This is a genomic window from Microcoleus sp. bin48.metabat.b7b8b9.023 (assembly GCF_013299185.1).
Taxonomy (GTDB): Bacteria; Cyanobacteriota; Cyanobacteriia; order Cyanobacteriales; family Microcoleaceae; genus Microcoleus.
Window position 1 is genome coordinate 220,422 of sequence record NZ_JAAFKG010000004.1, and the last position, 23,600, is coordinate 244,021.

Here is a 23,600-nt window from a genome sequence, read left to right on the forward strand (position 1 = left end):
GTTGACAGTTGACAGTTGACAGTTGACAGTTGACAGTTGGATAGCTACCTCTACTTATTTATAAAGAAGAGGATTGAAACAGTGAATGATTTTGTTTGATTTCCCCCTCGAAGGAGGAGGCTTAAAACCCATTCTTATGGGCAAAAGTGAGAGAGTCACAGAGTTGAAAACACTGTTCAATTTATCTGTTGCAGAACTTTCTTTATTTGCTATCTGCGGTGAGGTTTTCGGAGATTACTGTTGGCACTAAGTCGGGAAAGTATTCGGGCATGAAATGTTGTCCGCCCGGTTTTGTACAGCCCAGTTCTGGTTCTAATACTGGGAGAGATTGTTGGTAGTTTGGATCTCCGCTTTCTGTACTTTCTGCTGGGAGCCAGTTTAAGAAGGGAAGGGGTAGCAGTGTGGAGAGGTTGGCGATCACTACTAGCAGCCAGAGGTTGTCGAAATTGCGATCGGTAATTCCGAGCCAGTGTGTCAAAATTGCACCTCCTTCGTAGGAAATAATTCCTGCTAAATTGGTGACAGACATCAGCACTGCAAATAAGGTTGCTTCGACGCCGGGAGGACACAACCGCGCTGATAGTACCAGCACGGGCATATAAGCAATTTGTCCGATTACTGTCAGGATCAGGCTGTCTCCGATGCTGAACCATTGGTCGTCAATTCCTAATGCTCGGTTGGCATGAGTTACTAATAATAATGTAGTCATGCCCAAGGCACTTGCCATGACTGTTGACCAGCCGAAAATGACTCGAAATGGAATTGCTTTGAGGTAGCGCTGAAACAGCCAAATGCCAACGAGGGCGGCTATGCTGGTGACGAGGCGCACTCGTCCGAGAAATTCTGGTTGAAAGCCTAATTCGTTGGTGGTGAAAAAGAAGAAGGCGGAGTCGGAGCTTGGTGTGGCTTGCCACAGAAATAGAAAGGCCGTGGGCAACCAAATTGTTTTTTGGGTAACAGCTTGCCGCAGTTGTTTGAGTTGGTCTTTTACTGTTTCAAAGTCGGTTCTTTTGTTGACTTTTTCTTCGGTAATTAACCAGGCTGTTGTTGATACGATTAGCGGGAAAGATGCGGTGATTAAAAAGATGGTGTGGGTGCTGAAGTGTTGCAGCAGGGAACCGCTGAGGTAAGCGGTAATTAGTCCGCCAATGGCTGATGCCCCCCAAGATAAGGATTGCAGGGAACCGGCGTCGCTAACTGTTTCCTTTCTCGCTCTTTCTACTACTAGGGAGTCGGCGATTACGTCGCTGACGGCTAGTGAAACGGAACTTAGGGCGATCGCCCCTGTAGCGGCTAAGGGCGTGTGTACGACTGTAGCCATCCCCACCCATGCAGCCGTCCCCAACAGCCCTGAGAGGACGATGTAAGGCCGTCTGCGGTAGCCGAATATGGGCAACCCGTCGGACATGAAACCAAACAGAGGTTTGATAATCCAAGGTATGGCGACGACGCCCAGCAAGGCTGAGACTTCGGCGGGACTCATGCCGAGTTCGTCTTTGAGGAAGAAGCTGACGGCTAAGCGGGCTAGTCCGAGGATGCCTTGGACGAAATAAATCAGTAAGATGGCTATGAGTTCCGGGGTTGGCTCATTCCCGAAGAATACTTTTTCTTTTAAGGATTCTTTGAGTTTGCTGGCGCCAGAGGGGGAAAGGAGCATTTGAGCAATATTTCTTAATGAATCTCAATATTTATAACACATTCTTAATGAATTGACAGTTTACTGTTGAGAGTTGACGGTTGTGACGGTTGTCAGTTGACGGTTGACTGTTGTCAGAAGAAAAAGGGACGCAACGGTTTCAGCAATTAGGAATTTAGGAATTTCGCGATCGCCAGGAGAGCTTGCTACGATTGTAATTAATTTGAATTTAAGGATTTTTTGTATCAATGAAAGCAGAAATTAGAATTGTCTCTCTGGCAGTAGCTTGGATTTTAGGAGCGGGGGCTAATTTAGCCTTGGCTTTACCTGTTGCTAATCAGCAAGGAGATTATACGGGGCTGCTGGCGAGACAGCGGGGAAATAGGCAGGTGAATTGGGTGGTTGTTGACTCGGATTCTCAAGGGTTAAATTGTCGGATGGCCCAGAGGTTTCGATCGATCTCTGTAGATGGACTTGATGCACCAGATGAATTGTTTGAGAGGAATAAACACAATGTTTCGCAGTGGCCTGTGGTGACTACTTTTCGGCGCGGTGAACGGTTGCAAGCGGTGACGGGAAATAATGCCAATCAAATTATGATTGCTGACTCTAATGGTAAACCTTGGTTGCCTATTTCCACGGATAAGGGTAATTGTTTTGTGCGGGCTAACAGCCGTTTTGTTAAGCCTGTTCGGGAAAATCCTACTACTTTGAAACCTTTGGAATAAGGAACCGCGAAGGCGCGAAAAACGCGAAGGAAGAGAAAGAAGAGAAGAGAAGAGAAGGAGTCTTGTATGATTGTTAATCCTAAAAATGTCCCAGAAAGTACAGGCTCAAATTATCCTCAGCAATTCAAATCTGCTGTTGCGGGAAGAGTTAAAAAACGCTTGGGTAATGCTGCGGGTTTGCAGAATTTTGGGGTAAATTTGGTGAGGTTGGCGCCGGGAAGTTGTTCTGCTCTGAGACATTGGCACTCTCGTCAAGATGAGTTAGTCTATGTTCTGGAAGGGGAAGTTACTCTGATTACAAATGCTGGTGAGGAAGTGCTGCAACCTGGTATGGCGGCGGGTTTTCCGGCTGGCGATGCCGACGGGCATCATTTAGTCAACCGATCGAATGCTGATGTTGTTTATCTGGAAATTGGCGATCGCACTTCTGGCGATTTAGCTAATTACCCAGATGATGACTTAATCGCGAAAGCGGGCGATAATGGTTGGATTTTTACTCGCAAAAATGGCGAGATTTATGAGGGTTGAAAGTTTATGAGTCAAGTTAATCTTTGGAGTTCGGCGGAACACGCTTTGTGGTATCTTGCTAAGGCTGATGGTATTCCTCACCGCACGGAAGGTGAAGCGGTTTTGTTGGAGGAAGTGCCGAAAGATGTCAAGCGCATTCTAGATTTGGGTACGGGTGATGGGCGTCTTTTGGACTTGCTGAAGTGCGATCGCCCGAATGTTGAATCTGTGGCGATCGACTTTTCGCCAACTATGCTTGAAAAAGCCCGCATTCGCTTTGCTGATGACAATACTGTCACGGTAATCGAGCACAATTTTGACGAACCTCTGCCGGATTTGGGCAAGTTTGATGCGATCGTTTCTAGTTTTGCCATCCATCACGTTGAGGACGATCGCAAACGTTCGCTTTACACCGAGATTTTTGAGCTTTTGGAACCCGGAGGCATTTTTTGCAATTTGGAACACGTAGCGTCCCCAACAGAGGCTTTGCATGAGAAGTTTCGAGAGGCACTGGGTATCAGCAAAGAGGGTGAAGATCCTTCTAATAAATTGCTGGATGTGGAAATGCAACTGCGCTGGTTTAGAGAAATTGGTTTTGACGATGTAGACTGTTATTGGAAATGGCGGGAACTAGCTTTGTTAGCTGGGGTGAAACCCATTTAGCTGCGGGTAAGGATACAGCACTGCTCAAAGCGTGTTAACTTAATGTCAAACGTAGTACCAGTCGGCTGTCTAACGATTAGATATTCGATCCTCCCTATCCCCCCTTAAAAAAGGGTGGGCGGTTTTATAGGATCTTAGAAATAGGTACGTAGTTGGGCTTTAGCCCTCTTTATAATATTAGGAAAGAGCCCTTAAGCGCAACTACGTACCTTCGCCATAAACATTTTTCTTTCTTCCTTTCATTACTCCAATCCTCTTCCTTCAAGCTAGAGCTTGCTCTCAAACTGTCAACTGTCAACTGTCAACTGTCAACTGTTGAAAGCCGTGTCTGATAATGAACCTGCACCGCATTTGCACCTCCTTTCTAGCTTTGAATTGGGATGGAATGGTTTGAATCTGATTTATGAGCTAGAACCTGCTGACGAAATGCCGGAAACTGATTTAGAACACCACTTTATTCTCATCGCTGAAAATGATTTTCGGGCGAGTTTTATGTTGAATGGAAGTTTGCAAGAGGTAGATTATGCCAGCGGCGATATTGCGATTATTCCTGCTACTCAAGCTATTCCGAGAACATTTGTCGATCGCGAAGTTCCATTAATTGAGCTGTTTCTCGCGCCTGAAATGCTGGCGCGCGCTGCTTTTGACTCTGTGGATGCCGATCGCCTTGAGTTAGTGCCGCAATTGCACCTGCGCGATCCGTTAATTCAGCATATGGGGCTGGCTTTGAAGCAAGAATTAGCAGCCGGAGGTGCAGACAGTCGCCTGTATGCAGAGTCTATGGGGACAGCGCTTGCTGTGCATTTGCTGAGGCGCTACTGTTCCTTTCAAAAGGAGATTAAAAACTATACGGGCGGATTGTGCAAGTATCAACTAAGGCAAGTATGCAATTATATTGACGAACATTTAGACGATAATTTGAGTTTGGAAAAACTGAGCAATCTCGTGCAGATTAGTCCGCATTATTTTGCAAGTTTGTTCAAGCAATCTACAAAAATTACACCGCATCAATATGTGGTGAAATGCCGCATAGAGAGAGCGAAGCAGTTGCTGCGGCTGCGGGAGTTGACACTTGTAGAAATCTGCCACCAAGTCGGATTTCAAAGTCAAAGTCATTTTACCAGAGTGTTTCGCCAACAGGTTAAAACTACTCCAAAGGCTTATAGAGATGCGCTTTGAAGGTTGGGAAGATTAGGACATTTTTGGGAAGATTGGGCAAGACAGCGGCCACGGGCGATCGCTAAATTTAGTATGCACTGAAATTTTGTCCTGTTAATTGCCGGCAATCATAAGGTTCGTAGTGAGGACTTTAGTCCTTTCTTGGATGCGGACTAAAGTCCTCACTACGAACCTATTTTTTCATGGTGTTCGATTGGACAGGATCTGAGAATTTATTGTAAGGATTCACCACGGATGAAAGATCGTAAATTTGCTGTTGAAAGATGGAGTATTGTTGGTTTGTCTGCGCTGACAATTGGGATTATGCTTGCTGTGATTTGGCTGATTTACGGTGTTGATGAGACAGCGATGCGGTTGGCGATTCGAGCAACTGCTCGTACTTCGTGTATCTTATTTCTATGTGCTTTTGTGGCTTCGTCACTTCGCAGGCTGTGGCCAAATATATTTACACAGTGGCTGTTAAAAAATCGCCGCTATTTCGGCTTGTCGATGGCTGTGTCGCATACGTATCACGCGATCGCCTGGAGTGGTTTGTGGTGGGCAACGAATGGCGCGTCGCCCGGGTTTGACCCTCTGGGGATCTTGGGCTATGTGTTCCTGTTTGCAATGACTGTAACATCTTTTGAGCGATCGGCAAAATGGATCGGTCAACGGGCCTGGAAGATTCTGCACAATGCTGGAATGCACTATTTCTGGCTGGCTTTTACCTTTGAATTTGGGATCAAGATTTTCAAATCGGCGATCGTATATTTACCTTTGACAGGGTTGCTAGTTGCAGCAATGATGCTCCGCTTAGTTTCTCCGAGAATACAGAGAAAATTAGTTGGTTAGGACTTGACTAATAAAACTGGTTCGTAGTGAGGACTTTAGTCCTGATTTCTGAGGACTGAAGTCCTCACTACGAACCTATTGCTGGTTTGTAGTGAGGACTTTAGTCCTGATTCCTGAGGACTGAAGTCCTCACTACGAACCTATTTTATCTGCTTTGTGTGTTAGTCCTGTGAATTAAATTAAGTCGGGGACTTTAGGTTTAATTCGGCGCTCGTACCAGTTCATTAACGGGGTGGCGCTAATGCCGTGCACAATCACAGAAATTACGATCGTAGTAAAAGTAATCCAGGCAATTTTCTCGCCGATTTCGCCTTTCAAGCCGTGACCGAAAGCATAGGTAAGATAATAGATTGAACCGACGCCGCGAATGCCGAACCAACCGCAGAGCCAGCGGCTGGCGGGATGCAAGCGACTCCCGATCGTACTGATCCAAGCTCCCACAGGCCGAATCAAAAAGATTAACAATCCAGCTATTAAAAGGGCGTAGCTTCCATGTGCAACGAGAGCTTCTAGGCGCAACATGGAACCCAATATTAAAATTGTTCCTACTTCCATTAACTTTTCAATGCGCTCGGTAAAGTGCAGTTGGGAAAGCGGTTTTTCTGGGTCGCGGTAACTGCGCTGCACTACAATTCCTGCTACAAAAACTGCGAGGAATCCGTAGCCGTTGACTACTTCTGTCAGGGAATATGTGAGCAGAATTGTGCTGAGGGCGATGAAATCTTCCATTAGTTCATCGGCGGGCCTGTAGCGTTGCAATCGGCGATCGATCCAAGTGACGGCTTTGGCTACTAAAATGCCCATCACGATACCTGAGGCGCCCGCCCAGAGTAAGTCAACTGCTACCCACTGCGAAAACCAGTTCGGCCAGTTGTTATCTTTTAGCGCATAAATACCGAAATAAACAAAGGGAAAAGCTAAAGCATCGTTCAAACCGCCTTCCGATGTTAAGCCAAAACGCAATTCATCGCGATCGTCTATATCCGCTAACTGAACTTCTGAGGCTAAAACTGGATCTGTCGGTGCGAGAATTGCTCCCAATAAAATCGCGGGCCCCCAATCTAATTTGATAAACCAATGAGCGATCGCAGCAACAGCTAAAATCGAAATTGGCATTAAAAAACCGAGCAGCCGCGCTGTGGAATTCCAAGCCCAAGGTTGCAGCGGGCGATTCATTTTTAAGCCGCAACTAAACAGAGAAACAATAACTACAAATTCTGTGAGTCTTTCTAAAAATTGAGCTTCGGGGCGCAATTCAACCAGCTTGAGGCCGTAGGGCCCCAATCCGATACCGACAATTAGATAAATTAAGGCATAAGATACCGGCAATCGCGAAATCCATCCGGAGCCCAAGGTGACGGTTAGCAGGAGGATGCCAATTACTAGCAAGTTGAGAATGTAATGATCTACCATAGCGATCGCACTTTTAATCAGGCGTGACAAGTGCGATCTTGACAGATTAAAGCTTCTGGCACATCGGCCGAAAGCTAGAGCCTGCTATCCTCCGAAAGTTGCAGTTGTTAAGTAGAAGAAGGAAGAAGAAAGAAGATATACACAGCAAGCTGGAGAGCGATCCGTATTTTACGTTTACGTTTAATTAGGTGGACTTACTTATACAACTGTCAACTATCAACTGTCAACTGTCAACTGTCAACTGACTAATTAGGAACCCCATTTTTTTCGGTAGCGATGATGTGCAAATCTACGTGTTTGAGCGATCGTACTAACTGTTGAGTCAAGGAACCCCGAAACAGCAATTTCCATCGTGATTGCTGGCTTTCGCCGATCACAATTTGAGTGATCCGATAGTGTTTAGCTACCTCAGAAATTGCTTGTGCAATATTCTGACTTTGCACCCGCAAAAATTGGCCGTTAAATTCTTGGCAAAGCTTCTGGCAAGTTTCAACGTGCAAGCTTTCGGATTTTGTTAAAAATCGATCTGGATCGTCTACAAACAAAGCATAAAATGGGGCATTCATGTAATTGGCAAGCCTCGCACCCCGCCGCAGCAGTTGCAAGGAATTGGGATAAGTGGAGATGCAGACTAAAACTCGTTCGTGAATGTTGCAAACTTGACCTTTTAAAGTTTCTGCGTCATCTTCAACGTTGTCTGCTACTTCTCGCAGTGCAAGTTCTCGCAAAGCAATTAAATGACGGCGTTGGAAAAAGTTTTCTAATGATTGTTGAATTTTTTCGGGTGCATAAATTTTGCCTTCTAGCAACCTTTCTTCTAAGGTTTCTGGAGTAACATCGACCACGACTATTTCGTCAGCTTTTTCGAGAATGCGATCGGGCACTCGCTCTCGCACTACAACTCCGGTAATTCGAGCGACTAAATCGTTGAGACTTTCTATGTGCTGAATGTTGACGGTGGAGAAAACATCAATTCCAGCATTGAGAATTTCTTCGACATCTTGATATCGCTTTTCTCGCAGAGAACCGGGAATATTTGTATGAGCCAGTTCGTCTACCAATGCTAGTTGAGGGCGGCGTGCTATCACTGCCTCGGTATCCATTTCGGTCAGCATTTTTTCGCCGCGCAACATTTGTTTTCGCGGGATTATTTCCAGTCCCTCGCCTTTGGCTGCGGTTTCTTTCCGCCCGTGGGTTTCTAACAGTCCAACGGCGACATCAATACCTTCAGATTTGAGTCTGTGCCCTTCTTCCAGCATTCGGAAAGTTTTGCCGACACCGGGGGCCATTCCGATAAAGATTTTGTGCTTTCCCCGGCGGTGAGGGCGATCGTAAGCGCGATTCGGTTGGGCGTAAATAGGGTCGGAATGGTTGCTGAGTTCGCTAGAGTGAATCATAGCAGTTGGCAGTTGACAGCGTTAATCAGTTGACAGTTGACAGTTGACAGTTGACAGCGTTAATCAGTTGACAGTTGACAGTTGACAGTTGACCAATAACCAATAACCAATGACTAATAACAACTGAATACTGACTACTGACTACTGACCACTGAGTATTATAAACGGTCGAGAGCCAAATTTAGTTTGAGGACGTTAACTCCCGGTTCGCCAAAAATGCCGAGAAATCTGCTGTCTGTATTTTTGGCTACCAACATTTCTACTTGATTGAGATTGAGCGATCGCACTTTTGCTACCCGTTCAATTTGCGCCCTAGCTGATTCTACGCTAATGTGCGGGTCAAGGCTAGAACCGGAAGTATAGACTAAATCTGCTGTCGGTTTGATACCAGATAAATTTAGGCGAGCCAACTCAACTTCCACGCCCTGAAAACCATCTTTTTCATTACCTCGCTTCAGCAGATCGGAGTTGCTGGGAGCCAGGTTGCTCGCTCCGGAAACGCCCGTTCTCTGACTTAAGTTTTCTGCCTTTGTGGGGTCGTAATCTATTGGCACAAAGCTGCTGTAATTTGTGGTGCTGGGGCGACCCCAAAAATATTTATCCGAGCCGAAAGACTGACCGATTAATGAGGAACCGACTACCACTCCTTGGTTGGTAATTAAACTGCCGTTTGCCTGGGAGTTGAAAGCAAGTTGACCGATTGCTAGCAGTATTAATGGATAAATAATCGCTGTGATTCCCCACAAAACTAAAGTAACACGAATAGCTCTGATTAATTCTCTCATAAATGACCTCAATGAATGAAGGAAGAAGGAAGAAGGAAGAGGGAAGAGGGAAGAGGGAAGAGGGAAGCGCACGAGATGGAGAAACCGGGTTTTTGCGAAAATATTTGGTTTAGCCACTAGATTCGGTAAAAAACCCGGTTTCTAAGACTGACAATGCAAATATTTGCCTAAAATCTTTCTGGCTGAAAAATCACGACAAACAAATAAACTGCTAGCCCGATAATTACTAAACCCAAAAGACTTAAACCCCAGGCAGCTTTTTTAGTCAAACCTTCATCCGCAGCCGCATAAACAGCCGGGGCAATTATTAAGTTAAAGCACATTACTAGAAATAACTGCACCGGGATTGGGTGGCGCTGCCACAGCATTTGTCCTAACTCAACGGTTTCTTGAAAATCCCTCGGCAAAACATCGTTCAGCAAATCGTTTCGTTTCATAAATTCTCCTTGCTTGGTAACTAAATATCTCTCTTTCTATTAGATTTTTTGTGGGAAAAACGAGGCATAGCCTCTGAATCTGCATTCCCCGCCAGAGCCTGGTAACGCATTTTCTTCCTTCTTCCTTCTTCCTTCTTCCTTCTTCCTTCTTTATGCTAACCCGATCGCAGCAATGAAAAAATCAATAATTTTGATGGCGATAAACGGCGCAACTGCTCCGCCCAATCCGTAAATTAAAATGTTCCGCTGCAACAGTTGATTGGCACTTAGTGGTCGAAATTTAACCCCAGTTAGTGCCAGGGGAATCAAAGCGGGAATAATCAAAGCATTGTAAACTAATGCGGACAAAACCGCAGATTGACCGCTGGCTAAACCCATCACGTTTAATGCGCCGACGGGGGCAAACATTGCGGGAATAATTGCAAAATATTTGGCGATATCGTTGGCTAGGGAAAACGTAGTCAGTGCGCCGCGAGTAATTAGCAACTGTTTGCCAATTGTCACTAAATCAATTAGTTTTGTGGGGTCAGAATCTAAGTCCACCATGTTCGCAGCTTCCTTGGCTGCTTGGGTTCCAGAATTCATCGCCAAACCTACGTTTGCTTGGGCTAGGGCGGGTGCGTCGTTGGTTCCGTCTCCCGTCATTGCTACTAATTTGCCCTCGGCTTGTTGCTTGCGAATTACTTCGATTTTGTCTTCGGGAGTTGCTTCGGCGATGAAGTCGTCAACTCCGGCTTCGTCGGCAATTACTGATGCTGTAATTCTGTTATCTCCGGTGAGCATGATGGTGCGAATTCCCATTTTTCGCAGTTGGTCAAACCGATCGCGAATTCCGGGTTTAATCACATCTTTCAAATAGATAATTCCGTAGGTGTCGTTACCTTTACAAACGCCTAACGGTGTGCCTCCAAGCCGGGAAACTCGCTCGTAAGCTTCATCGAGATCCGGGCCGAAATTACCGCCGCGCGATCGCACAAAACCCTTCACCGCATCCACCGCGCCCTTGCGCGCTTCGGTACCATCCGCCAAATCAGTGCCCGACATCCGGGTTTTTGCAGAAAAATCAATGCCTTCAGATCCTCGGGAGTTAGTGCGATCGAAATCCACGGCTGCGCCCAGATTTTGAGCCAAACGGACGATCGACTTTCCCTCTGGCGTATCGTCAAAAACGCTCGCAGTCAGTGCTACCTGCGCGACTTCTTGCAGCGAATGACCGTTTACCGGAATGAATTCCTCGGCTAAACGGTTGCCCAGCGTGATCGTCCCGGTTTTGTCCAAAATCAGCGTATTCACGTCGCCGCAAGCCTCCACAGCCCGCCCGGAGGTCGCTATCACGTTAAATTGAGCGACGCGATCCATCCCCGCAATGCCGATCGCACTTAACAAACCGCCGATCGTTGTCGGAATCAGCGCCACCAACAGCGAAATCAGCGTCACCACACCCACAGGAGTTTTGACATAATTGCCCACGGGCGGAATCGTCGATACCACAATCAAAAACACCAGAGTCAGCACCGCCAGCAGCACCGTCAGCGCGATCTCGTTCGGCGTTTTCGAGCGTTCAGCGCCCTCCACCAGCGCGATCATCCTGTCCAAAAACCCCTTACCGGGGTCGGCCATCACCCGCAGCGTCAACTCGTCTGAAAGGATGCGCGTACCGCCGGTGACGGAGCTGGCGATGTCGGAGCCCGGTTCTTTCAGTACCGGCGCCGATTCCCCAGTAATCGCAGATTCGTCTACGGATGCGACACCTGCGATCACTTCACCGTCGGCAGGAATGACATCGCCTGCGATCACTTTAATTTGATCGCCGCGTCGGAGAGATGTCGAACTAACTTCTTGGATTGAACCGTCTGGTAAGAGTTTGCGGGCTGTGGTATCTGCTTTTGTCGATCGCAGTGCATCCGCTTGCGCTTTCCCGCGGCCTTCCGCTACCGCCTCTGCAAAATTAGCAAATACTAAGGTGAAGAACAAAATAAACGTGACTAAACCGTTGAAAACTACCTGATTTTTGCCGGGAACCGGGCCGAACAGCGTGGGGTCGACGGTCAAAAGTGCAGTGACAATTGTGCCAACCCACACCACAAACATCACGGGATTTTTTAGCATCACGCGCGGGTCAAGTTTGACAAAAGCTTCTTTAAAAGCTCTTTGATAAAGCCCTTTATTATTTGCTTTTGGGGTGTGTTTGCGAGACTCGCGAGAGCCTCTTGAGCGGGGAGTTTTTTGAGAGTCCGGGGTATTGGAAGAAGCCATAATTTGGAATTTTAATGAACCGCAGAGGACGCAGAGAACGCAGAGAAAGAGAATAGTGAGGTTGACAATTTCTCGCTACTGAGGTGGAGGCGTTGGTGTTTCTAAAGGCGAAGGTGTTGTTGTTACTTCAGGCGAAGGCGTTGCTAAAGGCGAAGGCGTTGCTAAAGGCGAAGGCGTTGCTAAAGGTAAAGGTGCAGTAGGTAAAGGTGCAGTTACCGGTACCTGTTCCAACTTAGCCCTGCTAATTTCAAATCCTTCTGCGATCGGCCCTAAAGCTAATACTGGGAAAAATGTTAGCGCGCCGAGAATGATGATTACTCCTGCGGTGACGCTGGTGAACAAAATGGAATCTGTTCTGAGAGTACCCGTCGTTTCGGGAACGAGTTGTTTGTTTGTCATGCTGTCAGCTAACAGCAGCAGCGCCACAATTGGAACGTAGCGCCCCATCAACAAGCTAAAACAAGTGCTTAAATTCCACCAAAGTCCTGTCGGCGCGGGTTGAGAATCGCCCAATCCTTCAAAACCAGAACCGTTGTTAGCCGCCGCTGAGGCGTATTCGTACATCACCTGCGAAATGCCGTGAAATCCTGGGTTGCTGATGCCGCTCAAGCTGTCGGGAAAGGCGAGGGTAATGGCGCCGGGGATTAAAACTGCGATCGGGTGAATTAACAAAACAACGCTAGCTAAAACAATTTCCCGCTTTTCAATTTTTCGTCCCAAAAATTCCGGCGTTCTCCCCACCATCAATCCGGTGAGAAACACGCTCAAAATCAAGTAGATAAATAAGTAAGCCGTTCCGGTTCCCTGTCCGCCCCAAACAATTTGGAGAAACAAGTTAAACAAAGTAGCAAAACCGCCGGCAGGCATTAAAGAATCGTGCATTCCGTTGACAGCCCCGCACATTGTCCCAGTCGTAGTGACAGCCCAAAGTACAGTTTCCGCCCAACCGAATCTAACTTCTTTCCCTTCTAAGTTGGGTTGTACGGAACCGAGCAAACTATTAATTTGGGGATTGCCTTGATATTCGCCAACTGCTGCTATGCCGATCAAAATTACATAAATGGCAAACACCATCCAAAAAATCAGCCATCCCTGCTTTTTGTTGTTAGCAAATCTGCCGTAGGTGTGAATGAGTGCTGCTGGTATAGAAACCATTGCTAGTGTTTCCAGCAGGTTGGTAAAAGGGTTGGGATTTTCAAAAGGGTGAGCCGAGTTAATGGCAAAGAAACCGCCGCCGTTTTCTCCCAGTTGTTTGATGCTTTCAAAGTGAGCGACTGGGCCGCGAGCAATTACTTGGGTACCGCCTTCTAAGGTACGGGCAACTGCTGGGCCTGCGAGGGTTTCCGGCACTCCAGAAATTAGCAAAAACAAGCCAATTATCAAAGAAAGTGGCAGCAGAATCCGCGTGATTGATTGAATTAAATCGATATAAAAGTTGCCCAGCGGGCGACCAGTCAGTCCCCGAATAAAGGCAATCCCTACTGCTAAACCCGTAGCTGCTGAGGTGAACATTAAAAAACCCAGAGTTAACTGGGATAAATAACTGAATGTTGTTTCGCCGGAGTAATGCTGTTGGTCGGTATTTGTGAGGAATGAAATAGTTGTATGCAGTGCAGTATCCCAGGCGGGTGCGCTGAGGCTGGTGGGATTTAAAGGCAGCAGTCCCTGAAGCATGAAAAGTAAGAATACAAATATGCCCATTGCTGCATTGCTGTATAATAGCGATCGCGCATACTGCCAGCCTGTCATTGAATCTACAGACCTGATATTGCTGGCTTTATAGATGAGTTGTTCGACTGGTTTGATCGCGGGGTCGAGAATGGTTCGTTCTCCCATGTACACCCGCGCCATGTAGTTGCCGAAGACGGGCGCGATCGCGATTAAAATGATTAGGGTTAATGCAATTTGAATTAAGCCTTGTAACATAACTGAGTTAAAAATTACTCGTTTAGTGATTACTTTACTCAGGTTGGGGGTTGTTGATAATCTGTCTTAAGGTATAAGTTACTGTTTATTAATGCGGTTTTTCTTACTTATACTTATACTGATAGGCGAATGTTTAGCCAAGGTCTCAAACCTATACTTGCAGGTATAGATGCTGTATAAACGCTATTTTTTGCGCGAAAATGTAGCTGACATTTTATAAGCTTAAAATGGATTAATTAGAGATGTTTGAAAGCTTATTGAAAATTCCCAAAATTCTGGGGGTTCAAGAAAAGTATTTGCGCGGAAGGTGGTCGATCGCCTTTTTATTCGCGATTGTCGCAGCACTCGAATTTGCTACGCCGTCGCAGTATCTGTTTGGATACTTGTACACGGGGCCGATTTTACTGGCAAATTCGCGGCTGAGTCGGTTGGGAAAGTTGCAAATTACGCTGTTAGCAGCAGCATTGACGCTGTTGAACTTGTTTGTTCCTTACGGAGAAACGATCGCCCTAGCAACTGTAGCAAATAGGGCGATCGCAGTTATGGCCTTGGGAGTCACGGGATATTTGAGCGATCGCACCCAGCAGTATCAAGAAGCGATCGCGATCGCCAAAGCGCAGTTGCAGTCCCAGCAGCAGCTAGCCAGCATCCGAGAGGATTTTGTCTCTACTTTGAGTCACGACTTGAAAACGCCGATGTTGGGTGCAATTGAAACAATCAAAGCTTTTCAGGGAGCAAACTTTGGGGAAGTCACTACCAGCCAGCAAAAAGTTCTCGAAACAATGGCGCGATCGCAAAAAATGTCACTACAATTAGTAGAAACGCTGCTCGATGTTTACCGCAACGATGCCGAAGGTTTAAAACTGCAACTTGCGCCCGTAAATTTAGCAGCTTTAGCAGAAGAAGTAATTGCCACACTCATCCATTTATCGGCAGCGCGCCGAGTTTATATTAGTATAAGTTACGGACAGTCTGACTTTCGCCGTTCTTTGTGGGTAAACGGCGATGAAGTGCAACTCCAGCGCGTTTTTGTTAATTTGCTAACAAACGCGATCAACCATTCTCCCCGAGGTGGTAAAGTAGAAATAGTTATGGAATCTTACGCAACCGCTCAGGTGGTGAAAGTTATCGATAGCGGGTTGGGAATTACTAGCGATGAGCTGCCCCACTTGTTCGAGCGTTTTTATCAAGGAAATGGCGATCGGCAAGCCAAAGGATCGGGATTGGGGTTATACTTATCTCGCCAAATTATTGACGCCCACGGCGGTATAATTTGGGCAGAAAACAAATTACCTTTAGGCGCTTTGTTTGGATTCCGACTACCAGCTATCTCTGCGAATGAAACCTAATTTTCCCTTGCGAATTCTCTTAGTTGAAGATGACGAACTGTTTCGGTTGGGACTGCAAACCAGATTGCAGCAAGAAAGTTCCTTGCAAGTAATTGCCGAGGCAGAAGATGGAGAAACGGCGGTAGAATTGACTCAGGAACACTTGCCGGATGTGGTGGTTCTCGATGTCGGTTTGCCGGGAATTGGTGGCATTGAAGCCTGTCGCCAAATTAAACAGAGACATCCAGAAATTCCAGTTTTGATTTTAACATCTCACGCCCAAAAAACCTTAATTGAAAGGTTGATTGCTGCGGGAGCCCAAGGATATTGTCTCAAGGGAATTGCCGCAGAAACTTTGGTTTTGGCAATTCGATCGGTAGCGGCGGGTGCTTCTTGGTGGGACAAAGCTGCAACTGCGGAAATTCGGGCGGTTTTTAGCAATCCCGAACCTGTCAAAAGCGCGAGTAAATGGGAAGTTTTAGACAATCCGCTGACTCCGAGGGAACAGGAAATATTAGCCTTAGTTGCGGGCGGGAAAAGCAATCAGGAGATTGCACAAATATTGTACATCGCTCCGGGGACTGTGCGGGTGCACGTCCACGCGATTTTGCAAAAGTTAGAAGTGCGCGATCGCACTCAAGCAGCAGTGCTCGCTATTCAGAAAGGATTGGTAGCAGAGGAACTTTTGGCGATCGAACCTTCAACAGGTTTGTAGTGAGGAATGCAAGTCCGCATCAAAGAAAGGACTGAAGTACAGGTTTGATCGTGAGGAATGCAAGTCCGCATCAAAGAAAGGACTGAAGTACAGGTTTGATCGTGAGGAATGCAAGTCCGCATCAAAGAAAGGACTGAAGTCCTCACTACAAACCCTATTGCTAGTTAATTTTACTGATGACATTTAATATTAAAATTTGCTAAATTTCATACATATTAATTTCCGTAAGGTCATCTAACCAGAGGTGTTTTGTGCCAAATTTTATCAATTCTGTTATAGGTTCGATCGCCTTTTTCGACTCTGCCCTCCCCGATATCCAAAATCTTTGCAACGGTATCGCAGCGGGAATAGAAGTAATTATCCTTGATGCAGCGCGGGATGGAGTAGCACAAATTACGGAAGTGCTGGGGAGTCGCCGCAATATTAACACCATTCATATTATCTCCCACGGTCGATCGGCTAGTTTGCAGCTAGGCGCGATCGACCTCAATTTGACAAATTTAAACTTTTATGGTCAAAAATTGCAGCAATGGTCGATCGCCCTGACAGAGAGTGCAGAGATTTTGCTGTACGGGTGCGATGTGGCGGCGGATGATGCGGGCGCTAACTTCGTGCGGCAAATCAGTCAGCTAACAAAGGCAAAAATTGCTGCTTCCAGCACGCCTGTGGGAAGCGCAGCTAAGGGCGGAGACTGGGAATTAGATTATACAACTGGGTGGGTGGAGTCGGAGTTGGCGATCGACCAAGCGACAATGGCCGCTTACCAATTTGTGTTTGGTTTGCAATTTTTGGGACAAGCAGGATTTCCGGCAAGTACAACTTTTGGAACACCAACAACCCAGGTAGGTGGACTGTCGGGCGTCACCTACGCGGGCAACAACACTTACTACGCTATCTCCGACGGCCGCAATATTCCTGGTGGCAGTCCCGACCCGTCTCGCTTTTACACCCTCACTATACCTAATGTGAGTTCGGGTATCTTGACACCAGTAGGAGGAGTTGCTTTTACAGGGGTGACACAGATTGGCAATCCGCCTCCCTTTGCCGCAGATACATCGGATACAGAGGGCATTGCCTTAATCGGCAGCAATGTCTTCGTTTCTTCTGAAGGCAATTTCTCGACAAATATCCAGCCTTTTATTAATAGTTTCGCCATTGCCACAGGAGTTCAAAATTTCGCGCTGCCTATTGCTTCTCCCAAATACGACGTATCAGCAGATCCTAACAGCGGCATCCGCAACAATCAAGGTTTTGAAAGTCTGACGATTACTCCCAGTCAAAGTTTTCTATTTACAGCAACAGAAAATGCTCTCGAACAAGACGGCCCTGCTTCAGATATAACGGCTGGCGCGCGATCGCGAATTGTCAGATATAACTTAGGTACAAACACCGCAAACGGAGAATTTCTTTACAATACCGATCCGCGCAACGGCATTTCAGAAATGCTGGCCGTTGATGATAATACGCTGCTGGTTCTCGAACGTTTTCTCGACTTATCGACAACACCGCCGTCAGGGGATTTGAAGCTTTATCAAATTTCTTTAAACGGTGCGACAGATATTCAAAACAATACCGGTTTGATTGCTTCTGGTGTTGCTAGCATTACACCAGTATCGAAAACTCCGATCGCCACTTCTGCTTATTTCCTCAGTACAGGCACTCCGGCACTGGTTGACAATTTTGAAGGGATGACATTTGGGCCTCCTCAAACAGCAACTGGGAAACGAACGCTAATTCTTGTCAGCGACAACAATTTTGCCCTTCCCACCAGATTCGCAGCGTTTGCAGCCAACAACGCACCCGTACTCAACAACAGCGGAACGCCGGTACTAACAGCAATTAACGAAGATGTACCTTCTGCCAGCAACACCGGCAGCTTAGTTTCTGCTTTAATTGCAGGTGCTGTTACAGATCCCGACATCGCCGATATTCAAGGAATAGCTGTGACGGCGACAGACAATACTAACGGCAGTTGGCAATATTCTATTGATAGCGGTGCGACTTGGACGGCATTCGGTACACCGTCAACAGCAGCAGCGAGACTGCTAGCAGGCAATGCCAGCATCCGCTTTCTTCCCAATAATGACTACAACGGTAGTGCTAATATCACCTATCAATCGTGGGATGGAACGACGACTAACTCTAGCGGTACTACCCTCACGAATGGGGGGACGGCTGATATTTCAACTGCTAGCAGTATTGGGGGTTTAGCAGCTTTCAGTACGGCCAGCGAGACTGCAACAATTACTGTTAATCCTGTCAACGATGCACCGTCGTTTGTCAAAGGGCCCGATCGCACCGTCAATCACAGTGCCGGCCCGCAAACTGTTCCTGCATGGGCGACGGCGATTTCTCCAGGGCCGGCCAACGAGTCAACACAAACCGTCAACTTTCAAGTAGTGGGAAATGACAATCCCGGTTTGTTTAGCGTACCACCGGCGATCGGCTTTTTCGGACAACTGACTTTTACCCCCGCCACAAGTGCAACTGGCAAGGCTAATATCACTATCAACCTCAAAGACAACGGCGGTACAGCTAACGGCGGCATTGATACTTCGGCAAGCCAGACATTTCAGATTGATATCACCAACAATCCGCCAACAGCAAATCCCGACACCTACAAAGTCTTGCACGATCGCGTGTTGACTGGGTTTCCATCCGTCTTATTCAATGACTTCGACATCGACATTTTCGACACGTTGACTGCTGCTGTTGTCACACAACCGACTAAAGGTAAACTCGTACTCAATCCCAAGGGTGACTTCACTTACACTCCTAACCCTGGCTTTGTTGGAATTGATACTTTCACTTACAGCGTTAGCGATGGGGCTGCGACTGTCCCCAGTACGGTGAGTATTGATGTTACGAACAGTCCGCCGATCGCTATTCCCGACACCTACATCGTCAGGCACGATCGAGTATTGACCGGATTTCCATCCGTTTTATTCAATGACTTCGACCCCGTCGATCCTTTAGAGACATTGACTGCTGCTGTTGTCACACAACCGACTAAAGGTAAACTCGTACTCAATCCCAAGGGTGACTTCATTTACACTCCCAACCCCGGATTTGTCGGAGTTGATACTTTCATTTATAGCGCTAGCGATGGCGCTGCAACTGTCCCCGCCACGGTGAATATCAACGTTACTAACAGTTTGCCGATCGCACAACCCGATACCTACAGCACCAGTGCGGGAAAAGCTATCAGCCAAATAGCGCCGGGAGTTTTAGCCAATGACTCCGACGCGGACTCGGATGTGTTGACTGCTGCATTGAGTGCAAATCCGACGAAAGGTGCGATCGTCCTCAGCAAAGACGGTTCTTTCACCTATACTCCTAAGGCAGGCTTTTCTGGGACAGACACATTTACCTACACAGTCAGCGACGGCATAGTTAGCTCTCCACCAGCTACCGTGACTGTAAACGTTAACAATAACCCGCCTGTCGCGATTGCTGACAACTATACAACTCCTTTTAATACCCCTCTCAATGTGGCAGGGTTGGGAGTCTTAATTAACGATACAGACCCGGAAAACGATCCGCTAACTGCGATTTTGGTGGCGGGGCCGACTAAAGGTGCGATCGCCCTCAGCAAAGACGGTTCCTTCAGTTACACTCCGAATGCTGGTTTTGCAGGGGCAGACTCTTTTACCTACAAAGCTAATGACGGCAAAGCTGATTCTGCGATCGTCACAGCAAGCGTTGTTGTAAATAACTCTCCAACTCCGACTCCAACTCCAACTCCAACTCCAACTCCAAATCCGACTCCGGTAACAACTCCGACTCCAAATCCAACTCCAACTCCGACTCCTGTAACAACTCCAACTCCAACTCCAACTCCAAATCCGACTCCAACTCCAACTCCAACTCCGACTCCAAATCCGACTCCAACTCCAAATCCGACTCCAAATCCAAATCCGACTCCAAATCCAAATCCGACGCCAAATCCGACGCCAAATCCGACTCCAACTCCAAATCCGACTCCAACTCCAAATCCAACTCCAAATCCAAATCCGACGCCAAATCCAACTCCGACTCCGGTAACAACTCCGACTCCGACTCCGACTCCAAATCCGACGCCAAATCCAACTCCGACTCCGGTAACAACTCCGACTCCGACTCCGACTCCAAATCCAAATCCAACTCCAACTCCAAATCCAACTCCAACTCCGACTCCAAATCCAACTCCAACTCCGACTCCAAATCCAACTCCAACTCCAACTCCAAATCCAAATCCAACTCCAACTCCAAATCCAACTCCAACTCCGACTCCAAATCCAACTCCGACTCCGACTCCGACTCCGACTCCGACTCCAACTCCAACTCCAACTCCAACTCCGACTCCGACTCCGACTCCGGCGGGGGCGGGCACGGGGGCACCGCCCCTACAGACTCCAGCCGATCGCGATCGCATTTGCGACGAAATTACCTTGCCTGCGATCGATTCAATTCCCGGGCCGAATTCAGTCGATCGCACTTTCAACGGCACTGACGGCAACGATTTCCTCATCGGTAGCAATCTCAACGACGCTATCAACGGTTTCAACGGGAACGACATTCTGCTGGGCGGAAGCGGTAACGACAATATTTATGGTGGGCAGCCCAGCAATATCCCTCTCGGCCCGAATGCAGACAAAGACTTGCTATTTGGCGGCAGAGGTAATGATTACCTCAACGGAAGTGCCGGCGACGATCTCATTTTCGGTGGTAAAGGCGATGATGTGGCGATCGGTGGCAAAGACGATGACTTGATTTGGGGTGACAAGGGGAATGACACTCTGGTGGGGGCTGAGGGTAACGATTGCTTGTTTGGAGGCAGTTTTGACCCGTCTAGCCCTGACTCGAACGGACGCGATTTGTTGTTTGGCGGTGCTGGCAACGACTTCTTGAATGGAGGAGATGCTGCGGATACTCTGGGCGGTGGAGAGGGCAACGATACGCTGAACGGCGGTAAGGGCGATGATGTTCTGGTGGGGGGTACGGGCAACGATCTGCTGCTGGGCGATCGGGGTAGCGACAGCATTTGCGCTGCGGATGGGGATGATACTTTGACTGGGGGTTTAGGTAACGATGTTCTCAGTGGTGGCGTTGGCGGCGATCGCTTTATTTTAACCGCAGGTGAAGGCAGCGATGTCATTGCTGATTTCACTAAAGGTGAAGATTTGCTAGTGTTAGCGGGCGGTTTAACTTTTGCTCAACTCACTATTACCCAAAGCCCCAATGCAGGTGCGATCGCGATTTCTGGGAACGGTCAACTCTTGGCTACTGTGAATGCAGTGGCTGGTAGTGCGATCGATCGCAGTGATTTTATCCTATTTGGGCGATAACAAAATAGTTCGTAGTGCGGACTTCAGTCCGCAAAAATCTGCGGACTGAAGTCCGCACTACGAACGAATCTCATTACCTAATAGAGATAAATTGAGAGGCTTTTAATAATCTCCAGAAATTGCTGCAAAATAGTCGATGAATCATTCTGCCGCCAAACCGCAGTTAAGTTAGTGGTTGTCATTTGTTCCAGAATCGGACGATACACCACTCCTTTGCGTTGAAGATTCTGGACGTGAGATGGCAGAATGCTAATACCAGTTTCGCCTGCAACTAACCCCAAAATCGTGACCATAAAGACGGCTGTTTGAACAACTTTCGGCACAAATCCTGCTTGGGAACATAGATGGTAAATTTGTTCGGACAAACCCGCCACAACTTGATGCAGGGGCATGACAAATTCTTCATTTTTTACGTCAGCAAGCGAAATTTGGGATTTGGCTGCAAGCGGATGATTTTTGGGTAAGACGGCGACAAGTGGTTCTTGCGTGATAGACATCGTTTCTAAATCATTGTCTTCCGATATTTCGTGGTAGAGATACAGAAAAATGATATCAGTTTGGCGATCGCGCAATCTCTGAATTAGAAAAGCACTATGTTCTTCCTGTAAAATCAGTTTTACCTCTGGATATCGCTGTCGAAACGTTCGCAGCATCTCTGGAAAGACGCCATTCGCGATCGAACTCGTAAAACTCACCGTCAAGTGACCCAATTCACCTTGATGAATGCGCTGGGTTTTATGTACCGCTTGTTCTAACAGTGCCAGAGTTGCGCGAGATTCTTCTAAAAATGCCTGTCCTGCTGGAGTTAGCCCAATTGGGTGACTTTTGCGATCGAATAGTTGCACGCCCAATTCAGTCTCCAAATCTTTAATTTGGTTGCTTAGGGGCGGTTGCGAAATGTGCAATCGCTTTGCCGCATTGGTAAAGCTCAGTTCGTCTGCCACTGCAATGAAGTAACGGAGATGGCGAAGTTCCATAGATTTTAGATTTTAAACTTTAAACTTGGAAATGAATAATTACTATAGCGGTTATTGAGTAGATACTGCCATACTTTTTGAGTATATTCTTATATTAAAAAAAGTATTTGACATATAGAAATAACTTGTTTACCTTGGAAGTAATAGTTAGAAAACTTGGCGACTAATTACGGTTTTAATTATCACAAAATGAGGATTATTTATGTTGTCGCACGTAATTCGACGAGTTGCAGTTGTCGGAGGAACCCACGGAAATGAGTTAACAGGAGTTTACCTGATTAAGAAGTTTCAACAATTCCCAGACTTGCTGAAACGATCGACCTTTGAGACAGTTGCCTTATTAGCCAACCCGAAAGCGGTGGCGCTGAATCGGCGTTATGTCGATCGCGATTTGAACCGTTGCTTTGGCCGCGCAGATTTGGCTAACCCAGACTTGACGGGTTACGAGGACACTCGTGCTAAGGAAATCTGGGCACAACTATGTCCGAAAGACCAAAATAAAGCTGATTTTATTATCGACATCCACAGCACAACGGCGAACATGGGGCTGACAATTTTACCGTCTAGCAAACATCCATTCAATTTGCAACTACTAGCCTATTTAAGCGAACTAGATCCCTCAGTTCGAGTTTTTTTCCGAGAGGATGATGGTGAGGATGCGCCAATGTTGCGATCGCTATCAACTTTCGGTTGCACGATAGAAGTTGGGCCCATCGCCCACGGAGTCGTCAACGCCCATCTGTTTGAGCAAACCGAAAGGCTGGTTCGCACCATTGTAGATTATCTCGATGCCACAAATCTGGGCAATCCGCCAGTTATACCATCATATTTAACTGCATATCAGGCGATCGTTTCCGTAGACTACCCGAGAAATGCTGTAGGTGAAATCCAAGCCACTATCCATCCCCAACTTCAGTTTAAAGATTACGAACCCTTACATCCCGGTGAACCGATGTTTCTCACATTTACGGGAGAATTGCTCCCCTATCAAGGAGAATCTACAGTTTTCCCTGTATTTATTAACGAAGCGGCTTATTACGAAAAGCACATAGCGATGCTTTTGACGAAAAAACAACAGCTTCAGCTTGAAACTGCATAAAATCCTGTCCCGCAAATTACCAGCAATAAAAAAGGTTTGATCGTTCGGACTTCAGTCCCCATCCATCCCAGGAAATAAAAAAGGTTTGTAGTGAGACTCACGTAGCGGGTGTAGCGGCTTTAGTTTTGAATGCCAATCCCACTCTAACTCCGGCTCAAGTTGAGTACATTTTGACAACAACAGCCAACCCAAATGGGATAACTGTCTAGAAACAACAAGCAACTATTCCGAAACATTAGCCGATCGCCCTACAACCCCGCGAATCTGTTTTTTGACATCTCCCCATGCCTAAAGGCGAGGGGATTCACAAGACCACAATTTAAGTCTTATAGGTGCTGACAAATCACCTCTACCAACTCCACTTAGATCCAATCCAAGCATTGTTGCTACTTTACG

The 23,600-nt window shown here is 47.0% G+C and carries 18 protein-coding genes; 10 read left to right on the forward strand and 8 right to left on the reverse strand.

Annotated features, from left to right (window positions below):
• Positions 1-202: 202 nt before the first annotated feature.
• Positions 203-1,657: a folate/biopterin family MFS transporter gene (locus QZW82_RS04375; RefSeq protein WP_293145116.1), complete on the reverse strand. Its 1,455-nt coding sequence runs from the start codon at positions 1,655-1,657 to the stop codon at positions 203-205.
• A gap of 227 nt (positions 1,658-1,884) precedes the next feature.
• Here QZW82_RS04375 and QZW82_RS04380 point away from each other — a divergent pair, with 227 nt between their 5' ends.
• The 5 genes from QZW82_RS04380 to QZW82_RS04400 all read left to right on the forward strand — a co-directional run bounded on the left by QZW82_RS04380 (position 1,885) and on the right by QZW82_RS04400 (position 5,544).
• Complete coding sequence (locus tag QZW82_RS04380) at positions 1,885-2,364, forward strand: hypothetical protein (protein ID WP_293145119.1); 480 nt, start codon at positions 1,885-1,887, stop codon at positions 2,362-2,364.
• Between the two features lie 66 nt (positions 2,365-2,430).
• Entirely contained in the window at positions 2,431-2,892 is a 462-nt protein-coding gene (locus QZW82_RS04385) for a cupin domain-containing protein (protein WP_293145122.1), read from the forward strand.
• 6 nt (positions 2,893-2,898) lie between these two features.
• Complete coding sequence (locus tag QZW82_RS04390) at positions 2,899-3,534, forward strand: class I SAM-dependent methyltransferase (protein WP_293145125.1); 636 nt, start codon at positions 2,899-2,901, stop codon at positions 3,532-3,534.
• Between the two features lie 273 nt (positions 3,535-3,807).
• Positions 3,808-4,713 carry an AraC family transcriptional regulator gene (locus QZW82_RS04395; protein WP_293145128.1) on the forward strand — a complete coding sequence of 302 codons (906 nt, stop codon included), beginning with the start codon at positions 3,808-3,810 and terminating at the stop codon, positions 4,711-4,713.
• A 234-nt stretch (positions 4,714-4,947) separates the two neighbouring features.
• Positions 4,948-5,544, forward strand: a complete 597-nt coding sequence (locus QZW82_RS04400; protein ID WP_293145131.1) for a ferric reductase-like transmembrane domain-containing protein — start codon at positions 4,948-4,950, stop codon at positions 5,542-5,544.
• A 174-nt stretch (positions 5,545-5,718) separates the two neighbouring features.
• Here the strand turns inward: QZW82_RS04400 and QZW82_RS04405 are convergent, their stop codons facing one another.
• The 6 genes from QZW82_RS04405 to kdpA form a co-directional block, all read right to left on the reverse strand.
• Positions 5,719-6,987, reverse strand: a complete 1,269-nt coding sequence (locus QZW82_RS04405) for a sodium:proton antiporter (protein WP_366664967.1) — start codon at positions 6,985-6,987, stop codon at positions 5,719-5,721.
• A gap of 215 nt (positions 6,988-7,202) precedes the next feature.
• Positions 7,203-8,354 carry a universal stress protein gene (locus QZW82_RS04410; RefSeq protein ID WP_293145134.1) on the reverse strand — a complete coding sequence of 384 codons (1,152 nt, stop codon included), beginning with the start codon at positions 8,352-8,354 and terminating at the stop codon, positions 7,203-7,205.
• A gap of 158 nt (positions 8,355-8,512) precedes the next feature.
• A complete protein-coding gene (kdpC, locus tag QZW82_RS04415; RefSeq protein WP_293145137.1) occupies positions 8,513-9,139 on the reverse strand; it encodes a K(+)-transporting ATPase subunit C in 627 nt (208 codons plus the stop codon).
• A gap of 167 nt (positions 9,140-9,306) precedes the next feature.
• Positions 9,307-9,576, reverse strand: a complete 270-nt coding sequence (gene kdpF / locus QZW82_RS04420) for a K(+)-transporting ATPase subunit F (RefSeq protein ID WP_293145140.1) — start codon at positions 9,574-9,576, stop codon at positions 9,307-9,309.
• Positions 9,577-9,726: 150 nt separating this feature from the next.
• Complete coding sequence (kdpB, locus tag QZW82_RS04425) at positions 9,727-11,832, reverse strand: potassium-transporting ATPase subunit KdpB (protein WP_293145143.1); 2,106 nt, start codon at positions 11,830-11,832, stop codon at positions 9,727-9,729.
• Between the two features lie 75 nt (positions 11,833-11,907).
• A complete protein-coding gene (gene kdpA, locus QZW82_RS04430; RefSeq protein WP_293145146.1) occupies positions 11,908-13,758 on the reverse strand; it encodes a potassium-transporting ATPase subunit KdpA in 1,851 nt (616 codons plus the stop codon).
• A 242-nt stretch (positions 13,759-14,000) separates the two neighbouring features.
• Between kdpA and QZW82_RS04435 the strand changes: the two genes are divergently transcribed.
• The 3 genes from QZW82_RS04435 (at position 14,001) to QZW82_RS04445 (ending at position 21,128) form a co-directional block, all read left to right on the forward strand.
• Positions 14,001-15,107: a HAMP domain-containing sensor histidine kinase gene (locus QZW82_RS04435; protein ID WP_293145149.1), complete on the forward strand. Its 1,107-nt coding sequence runs from the start codon at positions 14,001-14,003 to the stop codon at positions 15,105-15,107.
• The gene (locus QZW82_RS04440) at positions 15,097-15,801 is read left to right on the forward strand and encodes a response regulator transcription factor (protein WP_293145152.1); all 705 of its coding nucleotides are present in this window, start codon (positions 15,097-15,099) and stop codon (positions 15,799-15,801) included. Before QZW82_RS04435 ends, QZW82_RS04440 begins: the two co-directional genes overlap by 11 nt.
• Before the next feature lie 251 nt (positions 15,802-16,052).
• Entirely contained in the window at positions 16,053-21,128 is a 5,076-nt protein-coding gene (locus QZW82_RS04445; RefSeq protein WP_293145154.1) for an Ig-like domain-containing protein, read from the forward strand.
• Positions 21,129-21,205: 77 nt separating this feature from the next.
• On the opposite strand, the gene QZW82_RS04450 is transcribed toward QZW82_RS04445, so the two are convergent.
• Positions 21,206-22,105, reverse strand: coding sequence for a LysR family transcriptional regulator (locus QZW82_RS04450; protein WP_293145157.1), 900 nt, complete (start codon positions 22,103-22,105; stop codon positions 21,206-21,208).
• A 202-nt stretch (positions 22,106-22,307) separates the two neighbouring features.
• On the opposite strand from QZW82_RS04450, the gene QZW82_RS04455 reads away from it, so the two are divergent.
• Both QZW82_RS04455 and QZW82_RS04460 read left to right on the forward strand, forming a co-directional pair.
• Entirely contained in the window at positions 22,308-23,204 is an 897-nt protein-coding gene (locus QZW82_RS04455) for an aspartoacylase (RefSeq protein WP_293145160.1), read from the forward strand.
• A 74-nt stretch (positions 23,205-23,278) separates the two neighbouring features.
• Positions 23,279-23,413, forward strand: a complete 135-nt coding sequence (locus tag QZW82_RS04460; RefSeq protein WP_293145193.1) for a S8 family serine peptidase — start codon at positions 23,279-23,281, stop codon at positions 23,411-23,413.
• Positions 23,414-23,600 lie beyond the last annotated feature (187 nt).

Excerpts from the sequence above, each read along its gene's own strand:
- QZW82_RS04450 (WP_293145157.1), bottom strand. The coding sequence starts at position 22,105 with ATGGAACTTCGCCATCTCCGTTACTTCATTGCAGTGGCAGACGAACTG.
- QZW82_RS04410 (WP_293145134.1), bottom strand. The coding sequence starts at position 8,354 with ATGATTCACTCTAGCGAACTCAGCAACCATTCCGACCCTATTTACGCC.
- QZW82_RS04435 (WP_293145149.1), top strand. The coding sequence starts at position 14,001 with ATGTTTGAAAGCTTATTGAAAATTCCCAAAATTCTGGGGGTTCAAGAA.
- kdpC (WP_293145137.1), bottom strand. The coding sequence starts at position 9,139 with ATGAGAGAATTAATCAGAGCTATTCGTGTTACTTTAGTTTTGTGGGGA.
- QZW82_RS04380 (WP_293145119.1), top strand. The coding sequence starts at position 1,885 with ATGAAAGCAGAAATTAGAATTGTCTCTCTGGCAGTAGCTTGGATTTTA.
- QZW82_RS04390 (WP_293145125.1), top strand. The coding sequence starts at position 2,899 with ATGAGTCAAGTTAATCTTTGGAGTTCGGCGGAACACGCTTTGTGGTAT.
- kdpA (WP_293145146.1), bottom strand. The coding sequence starts at position 13,758 with ATGTTACAAGGCTTAATTCAAATTGCATTAACCCTAATCATTTTAATC.
- QZW82_RS04385 (WP_293145122.1), top strand. The coding sequence starts at position 2,431 with ATGATTGTTAATCCTAAAAATGTCCCAGAAAGTACAGGCTCAAATTAT.
- kdpB (WP_293145143.1), bottom strand. The coding sequence starts at position 11,832 with ATGGCTTCTTCCAATACCCCGGACTCTCAAAAAACTCCCCGCTCAAGA.
- QZW82_RS04375 (WP_293145116.1), bottom strand. The coding sequence starts at position 1,657 with ATGCTCCTTTCCCCCTCTGGCGCCAGCAAACTCAAAGAATCCTTAAAA.
- QZW82_RS04455 (WP_293145160.1), top strand. The coding sequence starts at position 22,308 with ATGTTGTCGCACGTAATTCGACGAGTTGCAGTTGTCGGAGGAACCCAC.
- kdpF (WP_293145140.1), bottom strand. The coding sequence starts at position 9,576 with ATGAAACGAAACGATTTGCTGAACGATGTTTTGCCGAGGGATTTTCAA.
- QZW82_RS04440 (WP_293145152.1), top strand. The coding sequence starts at position 15,097 with ATGAAACCTAATTTTCCCTTGCGAATTCTCTTAGTTGAAGATGACGAA.
- QZW82_RS04400 (WP_293145131.1), top strand. The coding sequence starts at position 4,948 with ATGAAAGATCGTAAATTTGCTGTTGAAAGATGGAGTATTGTTGGTTTG.